The organism is Prescottella sp. GW823-FHT02E09 (assembly GCF_058797375.1).
On the sequence record NZ_JBXAJP010000001.1, the window covers coordinates 833,831 to 853,698 of the forward strand.

At 71.3% G+C, this 19,868-nt stretch carries 5 protein-coding genes; all 5 read right to left on the bottom strand.

The features are described from left to right. Positions 1 to 29: 29 nt before the first annotated feature. Positions 30 to 1,286 carry an enterobactin transporter EntS gene (entS, locus tag AC1RIF_RS04130; protein ID WP_492600075.1) on the bottom strand — a complete coding sequence of 419 codons (1,257 nt, stop codon included), beginning with the start codon at positions 1,284 to 1,286 and terminating at the stop codon, positions 30 to 32. A 7-nt stretch (positions 1,287 to 1,293) separates the two neighbouring features. After that, positions 1,294 to 1,536 (bottom strand): phosphopantetheine-binding protein, encoded by a 243-nt coding sequence (locus AC1RIF_RS04135; protein WP_492600076.1) that lies wholly within the window; start codon positions 1,534 to 1,536, stop codon positions 1,294 to 1,296. Positions 1,537 to 1,552: 16 nt separating this feature from the next. Next, positions 1,553 to 10,771 (bottom strand): amino acid adenylation domain-containing protein, encoded by a 9,219-nt coding sequence (locus AC1RIF_RS04140; RefSeq protein WP_492600077.1) that lies wholly within the window; start codon positions 10,769 to 10,771, stop codon positions 1,553 to 1,555. Between the two features lie 83 nt (positions 10,772 to 10,854). Further along, positions 10,855 to 11,874: an ABC transporter substrate-binding protein gene (locus AC1RIF_RS04145; protein ID WP_492600078.1), complete on the bottom strand. Its 1,020-nt coding sequence runs from the start codon at positions 11,872 to 11,874 to the stop codon at positions 10,855 to 10,857. A 112-nt stretch (positions 11,875 to 11,986) separates the two neighbouring features. After that, a complete protein-coding gene (locus AC1RIF_RS04150; RefSeq protein ID WP_492600079.1) occupies positions 11,987 to 19,738 on the bottom strand; it encodes an amino acid adenylation domain-containing protein in 7,752 nt (2,583 codons plus the stop codon). Positions 19,739 to 19,868 lie beyond the last annotated feature (130 nt).

Genomic DNA, 19,868 nt, shown 5'->3' on the forward strand with positions numbered 1-19,868 from the left:
GACAGCCCATTGCGCTGCAGTGCCTTCCACTACACCTGCGCCGTATCCACCGGCTGGGCGTGCTCGTCGAACCGCCGCAGTTGCCGCAGCGCCGTGAAGAGGACAGCTGCCGCGACGAGCCCGGTGCCGCCGTACACGGCGAGTGCGGCCTCGATCGGCACCAGCGCGGCCACCAGGCCGGCCGCGACGGCACCCACCGACGCCCCCGCCGTGACCTGGGCCGACCACACGCCCGCGATCCTGGCCCCGAACTCGTCGGGGGTGTGCTTCTGGACGATCGCGTAACGAACGATATCGGCGACGGCCTCACCGAATCCGTGTGCCGCCAAACCGATCACCGTCACCACGACGATACCGGTGCCACCCGCACCGACCAGTCCGGCCGCCGAGAGCAGCATGCCCGCGAACACCGCGCGCCCCGACCAACGGACGGAGCCGGTCCAGCCGCTGGTGAGCGAACCCAGTACCGCACCCACCGCCGGTGCGGCATACAGCAGCCCCGTCACCGATGCCCCGACGTGCAGCACGTCGGCGGCGTACTCCGGGATCAGGACGGCCCACCCCGCGAGCAGCATCGTCACGAAGCCGCACACCAGCACACCGCCGATCACCCGGTGCCCCACGGCGAACCGGAATCCGCTGGCCACCGCACGCAACGGCGACTCGCCTCCCGAGTGGGTGGGCGGCAGTGGCGGCAGCCGGGTGATGCAGAACGTCGTGACCGCGGTGGTGACCGCGGCCAGCGCGAACGCCAGTCCCACCCCTCCCGATGCGATGACGGCACCGCCCAACGCGGGCCCGATCATCGCGCCCAGATCACCGGTGAGCGCCATCAGGGCGCCCGCCGCCGCCATCTTGTTCCGCGGCAACAGGGTCGGTGTCACCGCCATCAGGACCGTCGCCGAGATCCCGCCGCAGATGCCGTCGATGATCGCGGCCAGGTAGACCACCCACAGCCTCGGGTCGGGCAGGAACGCGTTGACCGCGAGAACCGCGAAGGCGATGCCCGCACACCCGCGGGCGATCGCGATCACCTTCCTGCGGTCGAACCGGTCCGCCAGGATGCCACCGGCGAACGTCGCGCAGAACGTCGTGATGCCGAGCACCGTCGACACCGCTGCGACGTGCGCCGTGGAGTCGGTCAACTGGTACACCTGCAGCGGCACCGCGACGATCAGGAACCCCAGCCCGAACAGCGACACCACCCGTGCGGTGAAGATGTACCGGAACTCGCGACTGGTCCGCAGCGGGTCCAGGTCCAGCGTCAGCTTCTCCAGGAGTGCCACGAGCCGGTCACCGCGGATCGAGCAGCGCGAACCACTGCTCGAGGTCGGGTTCGGATGCCAGAGAAACGAAGTCGACGTCGACGCCCGTGTCGCGCCAGCGTTCGACGAGTGCCATCAAGCGCACCGAGTCGAGACCCTGGTCGACCAGGCTCACCGTGGTGTCGATCTCGGCGACGTCGACGTCGAGTATCTGCGCCGTGTCGGCGAGGATCGCCTCTCGGCTCAACGGGGTTCCGGATGTGTCGGACATGTTTCGATCTCCCTTGTTACGTGGCTTTTCCGGCATCGACGAGCACATGGACAGCGCGCTCCCACGCCCGCGCGATCTCCGAGAGGGTGTCGGCGTCGAGTACGCCTGCCGGTGCGGCGAATTCACAGTCGAGCACGGGGCCGTCCACAGTGTCCTCGACAACTGCGTCCACCTGCAGGACGTGGTCGAGCGGTGTCTTCGGGTCGACCGAGCCGCCGAGTGCCACCCCTTCGGGCGCACCGGCCCAGGGGCCGCCGCTCTCCTCCCCCAGCGTCATCCGGCCGAGGTAGTTGAAGACGATCTGCGGGCGGCTGCAGTGCTCGAAGCGGTCCGCGAACGCGGGGGCCAGTCGGCGCAGCAGTCCGAATCCGATTCCGTTGTCGGGGATCTCGCCCAGAGCCTTCGACACCCGCGCCTCGACGTCCCCCGCCGGCCGGTCCCCGCACAGCACGCCGGCGACGTCGACGCCGCCGAGGTCGAAGGCGACCGGGAACATCGACGTGAACCAGCCGACGGCACGGGTGACGTCGGCGCCCGGCACGATCTGTTCCTCACGACCATGGCCCTCGAGTTCGATGCGGACCGCGTCGCCGCCGCGCACCGACGCGACCGCGAGCGCGAGGGCCGCGAGGGCCGTCTCGTCCACCCGCCCGCCCAGCACACGCTCGGTGACCGCCGCCGGGATCCGGCAGCGCACCGACCGCACGGCCGAGACCGTGTCGACGGTCCGGTCGAGCGGACGTGCCCCCAACTGCGGTTCGGCGAGCCGGACGACCCGTTCCCAGGCCGACCACGTGTCGGTGACCCGGTCCGAGCGGGCCGCGTCGGCGAGTCCTCGGGTCCAGGCCCGGAACGACGTGCCCGAATCCCGTAGTGCCACATCCTGTCCGAGCCGCGCCTGCTCGACAGCCGTGGCGAGGTCCGGGACGACGATTCGCCACGACACCCCGTCGACCACCAGGTGGTTGACCGCGACGAACACGCGGTCCTCGCGACCGGGCCCGAAGTCGAACCACACCACCTGCACCATCACCCCGGCCTCGGGACGCAGTGCCGCGTACGTCTTCTCCCGCTCCGCGGCGAACGCGGCGGGCCACTCGGCGTCGGGGGTCCCGGAGACGTCCACCCGGCGCACCAGGTGCGCGGTGTCCGGGATCCACTCCGGCACCGTCCATTCCACGGATCCATCGGCCGCCGAGAAGCACGACCTCAGCATGGGGTGTGCCGCGAGCAGACCCGCGACCGCGCGCGTCAGCACCGGAACGGACAGGCCCTCCGGCGCCACCAGCAGCCGCGCCTGCGAGAAACGGCCGAGATCGGTGCCCCAGTTCAACGCCTCCCACACGATCGGGGTCGGCAGGACGTCACCGCTCGCCGGCGTCTCGGCCAGTGCGCGTGCCGCCGCATCGAACGCCGCGTCCGGTCGCGCGTCCGACACCGCGGCCAGCTCGGCGACCGTCCGCAGCTCGAACACCTGACGGGCGGTCAGCCGAAGGCCGGCGGCGCGAGCGCGTGAGACCAGCTGGATGGACACGATCGAATCGCCACCCAACGCGAAGAAGTCGTCGTCGATGCCGACCCGGTCCAGAGCCAGGACGTCGGCGACCACCGCGGCGAGCGTCGCCTCGGTCTCCGTCCGCGGCTCGTCCGATCCGACCAGGGCGCCGAAGTCCGGTTCCGGCAGCGCCTTCCGGTCGGTCTTCCCGTTCGCGGTCAGCGGGAACTCGGAGAGCACCGTCACCGCGGCGGGCACCATGTGGTCCGGCAGTTGCTCGGCGACGGCGGCGCGGGCCACCGCGGGGTCGAGCGGGCCGTCCGGGGTGACGTATCCGACGAGCCGTTTCACGCCGCGAGCGTCGGTGTGTGCGACCACCACGGCGTCCCGCACGCCCTGGACAGCGGCCAGCGCGGCGCCCACCTCGCCGAGTTCCACCCGGAAGCCGCGGATCTTCACCTGGTCGTCGCCGCGGCCCAGGAACTCGAGGGTCCCGGTGGCACCGCGTCGGACCGTGTCGCCGGTCCGGTACATGCGCTGGCCCGCCGTCCCGAACGGATCGGCGACGAAGCGTCCACCGGTCAGATCAGGACGGCCCAGGTAGCCGCGGGCCACGCCCGCCCCGGCGAGGTACAACTCACCGGTGCCGCCGGCGGGTACCGGCCGGAGCATCCGGTCCAGCACGTACGCGCGACCGCCGTGCACCGCACGCCCCAGGCACGGCTCGTCGGCTTCGGTGACCTGGCCGACCAGTGCGTCGACGGTGCACTCGGTGGGCCCGTACAGGTTGAACGCGCGCCCGTCGGTGAGCTCGCGCAGCCGCCGCCAGGACGACGGGTTGACCGCCTCACCACCGAAACCGACCGTCGCCGGGCGATGTCCGCGGTCGAACAGTCCCGCCGCGAGCATCCGATCGAGGAACGACGGCGTCACCTCGAGGAAGTCGAGGCCGTGCTCGACGACGTAGTCGGTCATCGCCTCGGGGTCGCGCATGGTGTCGTCGTCGAAAACGTGGACGGTGTGCCCGTCGAACAGCCACAGTGTCGGCTGCCACGACGCGTCGAAACTGAACGACCACGCGTGGCCCACCCCGATCGAGTCCCGGCCGGTGGCCGCCACCGTCGGCCGGTACAGGTCGGCGCGGTGACTCTCGAACAGGTTGAGCAGGTTCGCGTGGGTGACGGCGACGCCCTTGGGCAGGCCCGTCGACCCGGACGTATAGATGATGTAGACGGTGTTGTCCGGCCCCAGCGGGGCGATCCGGTCGGCGTCGGTGACCGGGTCGGCCGGCAGCGCGGCCAGCGTCGCGACGACGGTGGGGTCGTCGAGCACCGTGACCGCGGTGCCGCGCAGCACGGGGGCGAGGGCCGCCGCGACGGCGGTGTCGGTGACGACTACGGTGGGCGCCGCGTCGGACACCATGTGCTCCAGCCGATCCGCGGGGTACGACGGATCCATGGGCACGTAGGTGCCGCCCGCGGCGATCACGGCGGCGATCGCGACCAGCATCTGCTCGGAGCGCGGCAGTGCCAGACCGACGACGACGTCGGGTCCGATGCCGGAGCCGATCAGCAGCCGCGCCAGCCGCGCGGACGCGGCCCCGAACGCCGCGAACGTGAGCGTGGTGGCCCCGAACACGACCGCATCGGTGCCCGGGGTCTGCACGATCCGCGCGGCGAGCAGGTCGGCCACGGTGGCGCACCCGGTGACCGGGGCCGACGGGGTCGCGGCCCACTCCCCCACCAGCCGGTCCCGCTCGTCGGCGTCGAAGAGTTCGATCCCGGCGATCGTGAGTGCCTCGTCGGACGACAGTTGCTCGAGCAGTCGCACGAGCCGCTGTCCCAGCACGTCGACCTCGTCACCGGTGAACAGCGACTGCTGGTATTCCAGGGTGAGGGCGAGTTCGTCGTCGAGGGCAGCGACGAGTACTAGCGGGAAGTTGGTGGCGTCGTGGCCGCGGACGTCGCCCACCTCGAGCCCGCCGGACCGCTGGGCCCGGGCGAGGGCGTCGCTGTCGATCGGGTAGCTCTCGAAAACCACCAGGGTGTCGAACAGTTCGCCGATCCCGATGCTGCGTTGGAGGTCGGCGAGCCCCACGTACTGGTCGTCGAGCACCCGGTTCTGCTCGGCCTGGGTCCGGCGCAGGAACTCGTCGGCCCGTTCACCCGGGCGCAGGTTCACCCGCACCGCAACGGTGTTGATGAACAGGCCGATCATCGTCTCGATGCCCGGCACCTGCGGCACGCGTCCCGAGACCACCGCACCGAACACGACGTCGTCGCGATCGAGCCGGGTGCCGAGCAGCAGCCCCCACGCGGCCTGGACGACGGTGTTGACGGTGACACCGAGCGCGCGACTGCGGCGCTGCAGAGCGGCGGCGAGCCCGGTCGGCACCGAGATCGAGTGCTCCGCGGGTAGATCCGTGCGCAGCGACGAGCCGGCGGGCGCCAGCAGGGTCGGTTCGCTCACTCCGTCCAGCAGCTCGACCCAGCGTCGCAACGCGGCGTCGGTGTCCTGCTCGGACAGCCAGGCCAGGTACTCGGTGAACGGCCGGACCGGCGGGAGCACGCCGAGGTCGGCTCCGGAGCCGTAGAGGGTGAACAACTCCCGCATCAGCAGCGGAGACGACCACCCGTCGAGCAGCAGGTGGTGCGCTGCGAACACGAGCCGGTGCCGGTCCGGGGCGAGGCGGATCAGGGTGAACCGCACCAGGGGTGCCGTGGCGACGTCGAACCGGGTGATCCGGTCCCGCTCCACCAGTTCGGTGCTGCGATCGCCGGCGTCGGCCTCGGTGAGGCCGGTGAGATCCACTTCGGCCCACGGTACCTCGGGGGCGGCGAGGACCACACCGATCGGCTCGCCCGCCTCGGTGGTGCGGAAGCCGGTGCGCAACGTGGCGTGCCGAGCCAGGAGGGCGCGCACACCGCGGCGCATGGTGTCCGCGTCGAGTTCACCGCCGATGTCGAGCACCGTCTGCATCGCGTACACGTCGCTGTCGTCGTCCAGCTCGGCGAGGAAGAACAGCCCGCGCTGCAGCGGCGTCAGCGGTACCACGTCCTCGATCGAGCCGAGTTCATCTCGCAGTGAACGCAGTTCGGCGTAGGCCAGGCCGCTGTGGGTCAGGTCGGACGCCGTCGGACCTGCCGGGGCCGCCGACTCGGTGTGGCGTACGAGCGCACCGAGTGCCCGGACCCATGATTCGGCGATGTGCGTCACGACGTCGTGACCGAGCACCTCCGCGGCGGCGGTGAACTCACAGACCAGTTCCGGTCCGCGCTCGCTGTCCTCGGTGACGGCGTTGACGTCGAGTACGTGCTCGAGTGGCGTCGCCGGATCCACGGCGCCACCGAGCGCACCGGCCTCGGGTGCCGCCGACCAGTCACCTCCCGCGCTCTCCCCCAGCGTCATCCGGCCGAGGTAGTTGAACATGACCGCGGGCGCGCGGTACCCGGCGAGGTGGCCGGCGGTGTCGCCGGACCGGCGCAGCAGGCCGAAGCCGATGCCGCTGTCCGGGATCCGGCGCAGCGCGTCCTTCACCTGCGCCAGCGCGACACCCGCGTCCGTCCCACCGGCCAGGGCCGCGTCGACGTCGACTCCGGCGAGTTCGAGGACTGCCGGATACAGCGACGTGAACCAGCCGACGGTTCGGGACAGGTCCGCGCCCGGCACCACCTGGTCCTCCCGACCGTGGCCCTCGAGGTGCACGCGCACCGCGTCACCGCCGCGCACCGACGCCACCGCGAGCGCGAGTGCCGTCAGCAGCACGTCGGCGACGCCGGCACGGTAGGCGGCCGGCGCGGTGGTCAGCACCCGCTCGGTGATGTCGGCGGGTACCCGCACCTCGAGCGAGCGTGCGGTGGCGACCGTGTCGAGGGTGGGGTCCAGCGGGCGCGAGCCGAGCACTGGTTCCGCGAGGTCGGCGACGGTGCGCCACAGCGGCAGTGTCGCGACCACGCGCTCCGAGGTTGCGGCCTCGCCGAGCCCGACGGCCCAGTCGCGGAACGAGGTACCGCTCCCGTCGAGGGCCACCGGAACCCCGCGCCGCGCCTGGTCCACGGCGGTCGCCAGGTCCGGGGTCAGGATCCGCCACGACACGCCGTCCACGACGAGGTGATGCACGGCGACGAACAGGCGACCCTGCCGTCCCGCACCGAAGTCGAACCACACGACCTGCAGCATCGTCCCGGAGTCGGGATTCAGTGCCGCGTAAGCCTTCTCCCGCTCGGTGGCGAACTGTTCGGCCCACTCTCCTTCGGAGAGCTCGGTGACCTCCACCCGGCGGATCAGCCCTGCTGGATCCGAGATCTGTTCGGGCACCGTCCATTCCGGAACACCGCCCGAGACGGCGAATCGCGACCGCAGCATGTGATGCGTGCCGAGGAGGCCGACCAGCGCGCGCCCCAGCACCGGCACCGACAGCCCGGCGGGTGCGATCAGCAGGCGTGACTGCGCGAAGCGGTCGAGATTCGCACCGTGTTCGACGGTGTCCCACACGATCGGAGTCGGTGGCACCGAGCCGGTGGGTGCGGCCACCGAACGCGTCGTCGCGGCCGCCGCATCGTCGGCGTCAGGCGCGTCGTGGGCGGCGGCGAGGGCCGCGACGGTGCGCAGTTCGAACACCTGCCGGGCCGTGATCCGGATGCCGGCCGCGCGGGCTCGGGTGACGAGTTGGATCGAGACGATGGAATCGCCTCCGAGGGTGAAGAAGTCGTCGTCGATGCCCACTCGCTCGAGATCGAGGACCTCGGCGACCACCGCGGCCAGAGTGGCCTCGGTGTCCGTGCGCGGCTCCCTCGAGCCGACGAGGGCACCGAAGTCCGGTTCCGGCAGCGCCTTCCGGTCGATCTTCCCGTTCGCGGTGATCGGGAGCCGCGGGACCGCGAGCACCACCGCGGGCACCATGTAGTCGGGCAGCCGCCCGGCCACCGCGGTGCGGACGGCTGCGGGATCGACGTCACCGGTGACGTAGCCGACCAGCCGTGTCACGCCGCTGGAATCACTGTGCGCCAGGACGACGGCCTCGCCGACGACACCCGGTGTGGCCGCGAGCGCCGCCTCGATCTCACCGAGTTCCACCCGGTAGCCACGGACCTTCACCTGGTCGTCGCCGCGGCCGACGTACTCGAGCCGCCCGTCCGCGATCCAGCGGACCACGTCTCCGGTCCGGTACATCCGCTCCCCCACCGCACCGAACGGGTCCGCGACGAAGCGGGCGCCCGTGAGATCCGGTCGGCCCAGGTAGCCCCGCGTCACGCCCGCGCCCGCGACATACAGCTCACCGGCCACGCCGGGCGCGGTGGGACGCAGCCAGCGGTCCAGCACGTACACCCGGGTCCCGGGTGTCGGACCGCCGATGGCGATGCTGTCTCCGGAGATCGGGGCGTAGGTGGCGTCGACGGTGGTCTCGGTGGGGCCGTAGCAGTTGAAGGCCGCGACGCCGAGCGCGTCCCGGGCAGCGGCGAGCCGTCGCCACAATGCCGGGGCGACGGCTTCACCACCGACGGTGAGCTGCGCCGGGACGTGCCCGGACGGGTCGAGCAGGCCGGCGTCGAGCAGCTGGTTCATGAGGACGGGGACGCAGTCGACGGAGTCGATGCGGTGCGAGCGCACGTAGTCGACGATGAACTCGGTGTCGGCACGCCGCTCGTCCGCGAGCACGTGCAGGGTGTGGCCGTCGAAGAGCCACGTGAGGGCCGCCACCGCTGAGTCGAATGCGAAAGGGTACGACAGCAGCACCTGCCGCGGGCCCGCGACCCGGTCGGTCGGCATCATCGTCTCGCGCTGCGCGACATGCAGATCCGACAGATTGGCATGCGTGACGACGACGCCCTTGGGCAGTCCGGTCGACCCCGAGGTGTAGATGACGTAGGCGGCGTGACCCGGGCGCAGCGGTGCGAGCCGGTCCGCGTCGGTCACCGGCTCGGTCGCCAGCCGCGCCAGTTCGGTGCGCACGCGAGGGTCGTCGAGGACCAGCACCTCGACGTCGGCGAGCACACCGCCGAGCGAGCCCGCCACCTCCGCGGTGGTCAACACGATCCGGGGTCGGGCATCGGCGACCATGTGCGCCAGTCGATCCGCCGGGTAGGTGGGATCCAACGGCAGGTAGGCGCCGCCGGCCGCGAGGACCGCGGCGATCGCCTCGACCGTGACCGCCGACCGCGGCAGGGCCAGCCCCACCCGCTCGTCGGGCCCGACTCCGCGCGAGATCAACATCCGCGCGAGGCGCGCGGATGCCACCGACAGTTCCCCGAACGTCCGTTGCTCACCGTCGTGTACCACCGCCATGCGGTCACGGTCGTGCCCGGCGAGCAGGTCGACGACAGCGACGGCCGCTGAGGCAGGTGGGGCCGGGGGCGCCACCGACCACGCACCGAGTACCCGGGCGCGCTCGGGCGCGGGCAGCACGTCGAGATGCGCCACCAGGGCACGTGGGTTGCCGGCGAGCGCCTCGAGGATCGCGACCAACCGGGCCCCGAGCGTCTCGGCGTCGCTCGCGGTGAACTGGGACGGCCGGTAGTCGAGCTTGACGACGAGCGTGTCGGCGACGCCGGCGGTGAGGACCAGAGGATAGTTGGTCGCGTCGACGGCGTCGACCCCGGCGATCCCGACCCCACCGGCTCGCTGCGCGCGCTCGAGGGCGTCTCGGTCCACCGGGTACGACTCGAAGATGGTGAGGGTGTCGAAGAGCTCACCGAGACCGGCCTCGCGCTGCACTTCGGACAGACCGACGTACTGGTGGTCGAGGGTGCGGGACTGCTCGGACTGGACGCGGCGCAGCAGGTCTGCGACCTCGCTCCGGGGGTCGAGCCGGACCCGGACCGGAACGGTGTTGATGAACAGCCCGACCATCGACTCGACACCGGGAAGATCGGCGGGCCTGCCGGAAACGGTTGCACCGAAGACGATGTCGTCGCGGCCGACCAGACCGGAGAGCAGCAGCGCCCATCCGGTCTGCAGGACGGTGTTGAGGGTGACACCGCACTCACGCGCCAGCCCGGTGAGCCGGGCGGTCAGCCCGTCGGGGACGTCGACGGTGATCGCGGCGGCGGACTGCGCGTCGCGCGTGGTCCCGGGCGGGGTCACCAGCGTGGGTTCCGTGAGCCCGGCGAGGGATTCACGCCACAGGGCGCGGGCGCTGTCGTGGTCCTGGCGGCCGAGCCATGCGAGGTAGTCGCGGTAGGGGCGGACGGGCGTCAGTCTCGCGGCGGTGCCACCGGCCGCGTAGATCTCGAGCAGCTCACGCACGAGAATCGGCGTGGACCATCCGTCCACGACGGTGTGGTGCGCGGTGAGCAGCAACCGGACGTCGCCGGCAGCGACACGGATGAGGGTCCACCGCACCAGCGGCGGTGCGGCCAGATCGAACCACGTGCGCAGATCCGCGGCGAGCAGGTCGGTCAGCGCGGCATCAGGATCGCGTTCGGAGCTCAGATCGACGCTCCACCAGGGCACCTCGATGTCCTTGACGACCAGACCCGCGATCCGGCCGTCCTTCCGCGGACGGAAGCAAGTGCGCAGGGCGGCGTGCCGGTCGAGCAGTGCCTGAGCGGAGGCGTGCATGCGCTCGACGTCGACGTCCCCCGTCAGCCGCAGCACCGACTGGACCGTGTAGGCGTCCGGATCGTTCGGTGCCGCAGCACTGTCCGCGTCGTCGGGCGCCGCGGAGGTGCTGAGGAAGTGCAGCCCCTGCTGCAGCGGGGAGAGCGGGACGACGTCTTCGAGCTTGGACATGCGGGGCATCCACTTCCGGTCGAGCGGGCATAGAGACGACCTCGGCCCCCGAGTAGGGACGTCGGGGGCCGAGATCGCGGCGGCCAGGGGTACTACTGCTTGGCCGCGGGCAGCGCGCCGAGCCCCTCGTCGATCGAGTCGAGCGCGAGCAGCGCGGTCTGGTGCGTCGCAGCGTGCGAGTGCTTGACCGGGACGAGGTTTCCGGCCTTCACGGCGGGCAGGGCCTGCCACAGCGGCGACGCCATCAGGTCCTGCAGCTCGGGGCTGAGCGAACCGTCCATTTCGACGCCGTAGACGATGACGTCGGCGTCACCGAGCTTGGCCGTGATCTTCTCGTTCGACACGTACTCGGCATGCTTGTCCGCGGGGTCGTCCGGCGTGCCCGGGAACTGCAGCCCCAGGTCGTCGAACAGGTTGGTGACGTAGGAGGACTTGTACTCCCGGACGAACTCCCCCGGCTCGGTGCCGCAGACGTTGCAGACACCGGCGAACTTCAGGCCGCCGAGCTTGTCCTGGTATTTGGTCGAGATCTCCTGAGCGCGCGCATCGTACTGCTCGATGAACTCGCCGTAGGAGTCGCTGACGTTCGCGGCGGCGGCGAACTGCTCACCGAGCGTGCGCCACTCGGCGGGCGTGGTCGGACCCAGGAAGACGACGGGCGCGAGAGCCTGCAGCTTGGCCATGTCGACCTCCGACTGCGCACGGGACGGGACGCCGAGGATGATCAGGTCCGGGTTCGCGGCGGTGACGGCCTCGTAGTTCAGTTCGCTGATCGCGCCGTCGGGACCGACCTTCGGGATCGCGTCGTAGGCCTTCCTGGTGGCGTCGTCCATGTTGTCGTCCTCGCGCGTCCACTCGCAGATGCCCGAGAGGTCGGCACCCGACTGGATCAGCGGCAGCACGGCGTATCCGCACGCCACGATGCTCTTCGGATCGCTCGGGATCTCGATCGCACCGTTCTGGGCCTGGAAGGTGCGGGTCGTCGCGGCCGCGGTGGACTCACTCCCCGAGTCCGTGTCGTCGCTGCTGCCGCACGCGACCAGTCCGGTCGCCAGCAGCGCCGCAGCGCCGATCGCGGCGGCGCGGTGTGCCCAGCGCATCTTCACCTGCATCAGTGACTCCTACTTACTCGAAAAGCTTCGTCGTGCCGAGCGGTCGCCCAGATCAGTTGGTTAGGCTAACCGAAGTAGAGCGTCGTTCCAAGGGCGTGCTCACCGGGCGGAATCACAGGAATTCCATCTCGAACTCGTCGATCTCGGACTGATCGATATCCGCGAGGGTCAGATCCGACGGCGTCAGCCCGCCCGCCTCTGGCGTCGAGGCGTGTCCCGTGAGCGCGTGCAGCGCCTCCGTCCACGCCCCCGCCAGCGCCTCCACGGTGGCCGCCGGGACCACGTCGGGGCTGTACCCCCACGTTGCCCGCAGCACGGGACCGCCCGCGGTGTCCTCGGTGACGGCACCGATCTCGACAGCGTGGCTGACCGGCATCGCACCGTCGGAGGCGCCACCCAGCGTGCCTGCCTCAGGTGCGCTGGTCCACGCGCCACCGGCATTCTCACCGAGTGTGAAGCGCCCCAGGTAGTTGAACCCGATCTCGGGCTCGGCCTCCGAGGGAAATGCCGCCGCCGAATCCGGATCGAGGTGGCGCAGCATCCCGAAACCGATTCCACTGTCGGGGATTCCGCGGAGCTGCTCTTTGACCGTCTTCAGCGCCGCCCCGGCCTCGCTGCTGCCGGCGAACACCGCCGGAACGTCCAGAGCGGAGACGTCGAGCAGCACCGGGTACAGCGTGGTGAACCACCCGACGGTCCGGGCGAGATCGGCCCCGGGCACCGCCTGCTCCTCCCGGCCGTGCCCCTCGAGGTGGACGGGAAGCGAACCGCGGCCGCACACTCGCGCCGCGGCCAGGCCGAGCGCGGTGAGCAGGACGTCGTCGATCCTGGCGTTGAACCGTTCCGGCACCGTCGTCAGCAGCGCCTCGGTGACCTCGGTGCGCACCGACACCTCGACGGATGCCGTTCGGGACATGGTGTCGCGCAGCGGGTCCACGGGACGGGTGCCGATCGTCACCCGCTGCCGGGCCTCGACGGCGGTCCGCCACAGCGGCAGTTCGCCGCGGCGGTCGGTCGCGGCGTCGACGAGTCCGCGGGACCACGTACGTAGCGGCGTCCCCACCGCGGTGAGGGGCTTGCCCGCACACGCATCGGCGAGGTCCGGCACCAGGATCCGCCAGGACACGCCGTCCACCACGAGGTGGTGGATCACCACCGCCACCACCGAATCCGTGCCACCGTCGTCGAGGAGCATCACACGCACCATCGCACCGGTGGCCGGATCGAGGCGGCCGTACTGGCTCTCGGTCGCGTCCAGCACGGCCCGCCGACGCTCGTCGTCCCCCAGCCCGGAGATGTCCACCTGCGACACCAGGGCTTCCGCGGACACCGTTCCCGGCCCGGGAATCTCGAACGTCCGCCGCCGCCCGTCGAACGAGGCACGCAACGCGTCGTGGGTGTCCAGGAGTACCTGGACCGCGTCGGTGAGTGTACGGAGCGTGAGCCCGTCGGGCGCCCGCAGCAGCCGGGACTGCGCGAAGCGCGCGTACGGCCCGCCACGGTCCAGCAGGTCGTGCACGATCGGCGAGGCCGGCACCGACCCCCACCCGGCGGTGGGGTCGATCAGGGTGGCGTCTTCCTCGATCTCGGCGACCCGGGCCAGACCCGCGACGGTCCGATGCTCGAAGACGTGCCGTGCCGTGAAGCGCACGCCCGCCGCGCGGGCCCGCGACACCAGCTGGATCGAGACGATGGAATCGCCACCCAGGGAGAAGAAGTCGTCGTCGGGGCCGACGTCGTCGAGTCCGAGGACGTCGGCGACCACCGCACACAGGCGACGTTCCAGGTCGGTGCCGGCGTCGCGGGCACTGCCGGAGGCCGTGAAGTCGGGCACCGGCAGTGCCCGGCGATCCACCTTGCCGTTGGGGGTGACGGGCAACCCGTCGAGCACCACGACGGCGGCCGGGACCATGTGCTCGGGCAGCCTCGACGCCAGGTGGGCACGCAGGCTCTCCCCGTCCACGTTCCCGGAGACCGCCACGTAGCCGACCAGCCGTCGACGACCGGGTTCGTCCTCGCGGACGACCGCCGTCGCGGCCACCACCGCGGGATGTTGCGCGAGCACAGCTTCCACCTCGCCGAGCTCGATCCGGAAACCACGGATCTTGACCTGGTCGTCGGTGCGGCCGAGGTATTCCAGGACAGGCCCGGCGGCGCCGGCGACCCAGCGCACCAGGTCCCCGGTGCGGTACAGCCTCTCGCCCGGCCGCCCGAACGGGTCGGCGACGAACCGTCCGGCGCTGAGCGCGGGCCGGTTCAGGTAGCCACGCGTGACACCGGGGCCACCGATGTAGAGCTCACCGGGAACACCGTCCGGCACCAGCCGCATCCGGTGATCCAACACGTGGGCGCGGGCACCGTCGACAGGCCCGCCGATGTGTACCTTCGAGCCGGCGATGTCGCCGATCGTGGCGTCCACCGTGCATTCGGTGGGCCCGTACATGTTGGTGGCGCGTACGCCGTCCGATGCCGCGAGCGCTGTCCACAGCTCGGCGGAGACGGCCTCACCGCCGACGGCCAACAGACTCGGACGATGCGCGGCCGCCGGGTCGAGCAGGCCCGCGGTGAGCAGCTCCGACATCAGTAGCGGCACACAGTCGACCGCATCGATGCGGTGGCGTCGGACGTAGTCGACGATGCCGGCCGCGTCGGCCGCCAGGTCGCCGTCGAGCACGTGGAGGGTGTGTCCGGCGAGCATCGACAGCAGCGGGTCGATCGCGGAGTCGAACGCGAGCGCGTACGTCAGCAGCACCCGCAGGGGGCGCCCGTCTGCGTCGCCGAACGTCCGGCGGTGCTGCGTCGCCATCAGATTCAGCACACCGCGGTGTGGCACCACGACGCCCTTCGGCGTGCCCGTCGAGCCGGAGGTGTAGATGACGTACGCGGCGTTGTCGGAGCAAGCGACGCCGAGTCGCTCGGCGTCCGTGAGGAACTCGTCGGACAGCGCCGGATCGACACCGGCCAGCGCGCTCGCGTCGAGCACCAGCGTCGGCGCGGCATCGGCGAGCATGTGGGCGATGCGATCCGGCGGGTAGGCCGGGTCGATCGGCAGGTAGGCCGCACCTGCCCGCCACACCGCCAGAGCCGCCACCACGATGTCGGTGCCACGCGGAAGCCGCAGGGCCACGACCGATTCGGGGCGGACACCACACGCGATCAGATGTCGTGCCAACCGGTCCACCCGGCGCCCCAGGGCCGCGAAGGTGATCCGGTCGTCCCCTGCGGCGAGGGCGACCGCGTCCGGTGTCAGCGCCACCTGGCGGGTGAACGCCTCCGCTGTCGTCGCGAGGTCGTCGAAACCGACGGCCGGGACCAGTCCACCGGCACTCAGCCGGCGACGTTCGTCCGAGCCGAGCAGGTCCACCGCGGACAGTCGGGTGCCGAGATCACCGGCGAGCGCATCGAACACCCGGATCATCCGAACCGCCAGGCCGTCCACGGTGGCCGCGTCGAAGAGGTCGCGCGCGAACTCGATCCGCACCCGCAGACCACCGTCGGCCGCCTCGATGACGTCGAAGGTGAGATCGAACATCGCGGCACCCGTGTCGATCGTGACGACACTCGGATCGTGCTCCGCGAACTCGGTCACCACCGGCGGCATCCGGTGCTGGACCAGCGCCTGGAACAGCGGGTGCCGGGCCGAGGAGCGCTCCGGATTGAGCGCCTCCACCAGGCGGTCGAACGGAAGATCCTGGTGCGCATAAGCTTCGAGGTCGCCTGCACGCACCCGCGCGACCAGCTCGGCGAGCGTCGGATCGCCCGACAGGTCGGTGCGCAGGACCACCAGATTGACGAAGAACCCCACCAACTCGTCGAGTTCGACGGCGGGCCGGCCTGCGGTGGGCGTGCCCAGCACGACATCCTCGCCCGCACCGCTGCCGGCGAGTGCGACCGCGACCGCGGTGTGGGTCAGCATGAACATCGACACGCCCGCCGACCGTGCCGCCTCACGCAGGCCGCGCCCGGTATCGGTGGACACGCTGCGTTCCACCAGTCCGCCCTCGAACGTCGACGTCGTCGGCCGGCGCCGGTCCGTGGGCAGCGCCAGTTCCTCCGGCATGCCCGCCAATCGCGCGCGCCAGTAGTCCTGCTGGCCGTAGGCCACGCTCACGGGATCGTCAGCGGCGCCGAGCAGTTCACGCTGCCACACCGCGAAGTCCGCGTATTGCACCGGCAGGTCGACGCGGTCGAGGGACCGCCCCGTGCGGGCGGCGCCGTACGCCGCGCCGAGGTCGCGCATCAGTAGCGGCGTCGACAGTTCGTCGCTCGCGATGTGGTGGGCCAGCACCAGCAGCACCGAGTCCTCGCCGGTCACCAACAGGCGCAACCGGATCGGGAACTCCCGGTCCAGATCGAACGGGTACCGCGCGGCATCGGCGAGGACGGCGTCCAGGCGGTCGGCGGAGACGTGTTCCACGTCGAACGGGACCGCATCCGGTACGGGACACACACGCTGCATGCCCACCCCGTCGACGTCCTCGAGCACGGTGCGCAACACCTCGTGCCGGCGCAGCACCGCACCGGTCGCAGCGCGCAGGGCGTCGGGTTCCGGGACGCCACGCAGCCGGAGTGCGACCGGGATGTTGTAGGTGGAACTCGGGCCCTCGAGCCGGAACTGGAACCACAGCCGCTGCTGGGCCGCCGACAGGGGTGACAGTGCACCGCGCTCGGTGCGGTGTACCGCGGGGCGGCGAGTCGAACCGACGGCGTCGGCGCAGTGCCCGGCGAGCCCGGCCGCCGTCGAGTTGTCGAAGACCACGCGGATCGGCAGCTCCACGCCGACCGCGTCGCGCACCCGCGCGATCAGTTTGGCCGCCGCGAGCGAGTGGCCGCCGAGCAGGAAGAAGTCGTCGTCGACGCCGACGGTGTCGAGTCCGAGCACGTCCGCGACCAGCGCGCACAGCACCCGCTCGAGCTCGGTGGACGGCCCGCGTGTGGAGACGTGGGCACCGAAGTCCGGTTCCGGCAGCGCCTTCCGGTCGAGCTTGCCGTTCGATGTGAGCGGCAGCTCGGCGAGGAACACGAATGCGGCGGGCACCATGTACGACGGCAGCCAGTCGGCCACCCGTGCGCGAGTGGCAGCGTGGTCGCCGTCTCCACCGACGACGTACGCCACCAGCTGCGCCGACCCCGACACGTCGGGTCGGGTCACCGCGACGGCGCGGCTCACGCCGGGCAGCCGCGTCAGCGCCGCCTCCACCTCACCGAGTTCCACCCGGAAGCCGCGGATCTTGACCTGGTGGTCGCTGCGGCCGCGGTAGACGATCTGCCCGTCCGAGGTCCGGCGCACCACGTCCCCGGTCCGGTACATCCGGGCGTCGTCGCCGGCGCCGGTGCGGAACGGGTTCGCGACGAACCGCGAAGCCGTCAGGGCCGGGGCGCCGAGGTAGCCGCGCACGACGCCGGGCCCGGCCACGTACAGCTCGCCGTCCACCCCGTCCGCTACCGGGTTCAGGCCCGTGTCGAGCACGTAGGCGGACAGATTCGCGACGGGTGTGCCGATCACCGGGTCGGCGGCATCGGAGATCTCCGCGACCACCACGTCGACCGTGCCCTCGGTGGGGCCGTAGAAGTTGAAGGCCGTACCGCCGCGGTCCCGCAGCCGCCGCCACAGGTTCCCGCTCACCGCATCGCCGCCGAACCCGAGTGTCGGGACGGTGTCGCCGGGCAGCAGGTCGGCGTCGACGATGTGCTCGAGCTGCGAGGGCGACAGTTCCACGAAGTGCCAGCCCTCGTCCCGCGCGAGCGCCGCGAGACGTTCGGGGTCGTGCTGCGTCAGCTCGTCCACCACCCGCAGTTCGTGCCCGCCGAGCATCCACAGGTGCGGACCCCACGACGCGTCGAAGGCGAACGACCACGCGTGGCCCACCCGCAGCCGGTCCCGGCCGGCCACCTCGCAGGCCCGCGAGAACACCCGGTCGCGATGGCTGTGGAACAGATTGACGGCGCCGCGGTGCGGCACCTCGACCCCCTTGGGTCGGCCCGTGGACCCGGACGTGTGGATGATGTATGCGACGTCGAGGTCGTGCAGGACGTGCCCGCGCTCGGCGGCCGTGAGCGGCCCGTCCTCTCCCGACGTCGGCGCGTGCGCGTCGACGAGCAGGACATCGCCCAGCCCGGCGTCCGTCGCGGCCGCTCGAATGCGCTGCGCCGCATCACCACCGGTGATGATGCAGCCCGGCGCCGTCTCCGCGAGCACGTGCCCGATCCGTTCGGCCGGATGGTCGGGGTCGATCGGGACGCACGTGCCACCCGCCTCGAGGACCGCGAACAACGCGACCACCGTGTCGGCGCCACGGGGCAGCGCGACCGCGACCCGGCGGTGCGGGCCGAGTCCCCGGGCGAGCAGGACGCGGGCCAGACGCCTGGCCCGGGCCGCGAGTTCCCCGAACGTGAGCGCCGTGACGTCGTCACGGACGGCCGGCGCGTGCGGGTCGCGGAGCACCTGGGTCTGCAGCAGATCGGGCAGCGTCGACCCCGTGGGGACGGGCAGGGTCCGCCCCGCCGAGGCCGCGAGCAGCGCGGCCCGCTCGTCGGGACGCAGGGCGGGCAGTCGCGCGAGCGGTACCTGCGGCTCGTCGAGGCCCCCGATCGACTCGATCAGGTGGGCGATCCGGCGCGCGTGGGTGGCGAGTTCGGTCTCGGTGTAGCGCTCGGCGTCGACGTCCACCCAGACCTCGAGTCCGCCCACGTGGTCGAGCGGACGCACGGTCACCATGAGGTCCTGGAGCGGTCCACGTGCCACCGAGTGCACCGCGGCGTGCAGGTCGTCGAACCGCAACCGGTCGCTGAAGGGCTTGATGTTGATCGACGGCCCCACCACTCCGGCCGACCCCGCGGGCAGACGCAGATCGTTCTGGATGTCCTCGCCGCGGTACCGATAGTGACTGCGGCACAGACCGATCGCGTCCCGCACCTGTCCGACGAGGTCGGCGACGGTCCGTCCCGGTGCCGGTGCGAGCCGCAGCGGCACGACGTTGACCGCCGACATCGGCACCGCCATCGACGCGCTGCCCAGTCGATTCATCACCGGGAAGCCGACGACGATGTCGCCGCGCCCGCTCGCGCCGTGCAGATACGCGGCCACCGTGGCGGTGATCACGTCACCCCAACTCGCCCGGGTGGCCTTGCCGACAGCGGACAGCCCACGCTGCTGGTCGGCGGTGAGGGTCAGACGGATTCCACGCGAGCGGCGGGCGATCCCGGCTTCGCCCTCGGCGAGCGTGACGGCACTCTCGACGTCGCCGAGGTAGCCGGTCCAGAAGGCCCGGTCGACCTCGAAGTCGCCCGACTCCCGGTACGCCAGTTCCTCCGCGACGACGGGCCCGAGCGGCGCGTATTTGCAGGCAGGACGCTCCTCGCCGCGCACCTCGGCGGTGTAGATGTCGGCGATCCGCCGCATCAACAGACCGAATCCGTACGCGTCGATCACGAGGTGGTGAATGCACAAGTACAGCAGGACTATACGGTCGTCCAGTAGGAAAACCTCGGCCCGTGCACAGGATTCGACGCGCGGGTCGATCACCCGGCCGTGATCTGCGGACATGCGGATCTGCGCCGCACCCCACGGATCGTCGCGATCGCGCAGGTCCACGACGGGAACCGGCCCCGGCGAGTGCGCACCGGGGCGCAGTAGTACCGAGCCGTCGGTCTCGATCTCCACTGCGGCAGTGAGCACTTCGGCCTCGTCGACGGCATCACGAACGGCAGCCACGAGACGCTCGACGTTCACGTCACCGCGAAGTTCGATACATTCGGCGGTGTTGAAGATCGCGTTGCCGGGGTCCAACTGCTGAGCGAACCACACGCCGGCCTGGGCCCGAGTCAACGGAAATGCCGAGGTCACCGGGCCGGTCGAAGCCACTGACGATCTCCTGTCCTGGATGCGAATCCACTTGCGCTGTAACACTTCACGCGGCACCCTCGACCGGCCTGACCAAGATCGAAGAGTACCAAAGGTTAGGCTAACCGTATATGTTCTTACGAGTCGGCGC

Bases quoted from the DNA above. Each gene is read 5' to 3' on its own strand.
- AC1RIF_RS04135 (WP_492600076.1), bottom strand. From the start codon at position 1,536: ATGTCCGACACATCCGGAACCCCGTTGAGCCGAGAGGCGATCCTCGCC.
- AC1RIF_RS04140 (WP_492600077.1), bottom strand. From the start codon at position 10,771: ATGCCCCGCATGTCCAAGCTCGAAGACGTCGTCCCGCTCTCCCCGCTG.
- AC1RIF_RS04145 (WP_492600078.1), bottom strand. From the start codon at position 11,874: ATGCAGGTGAAGATGCGCTGGGCACACCGCGCCGCCGCGATCGGCGCT.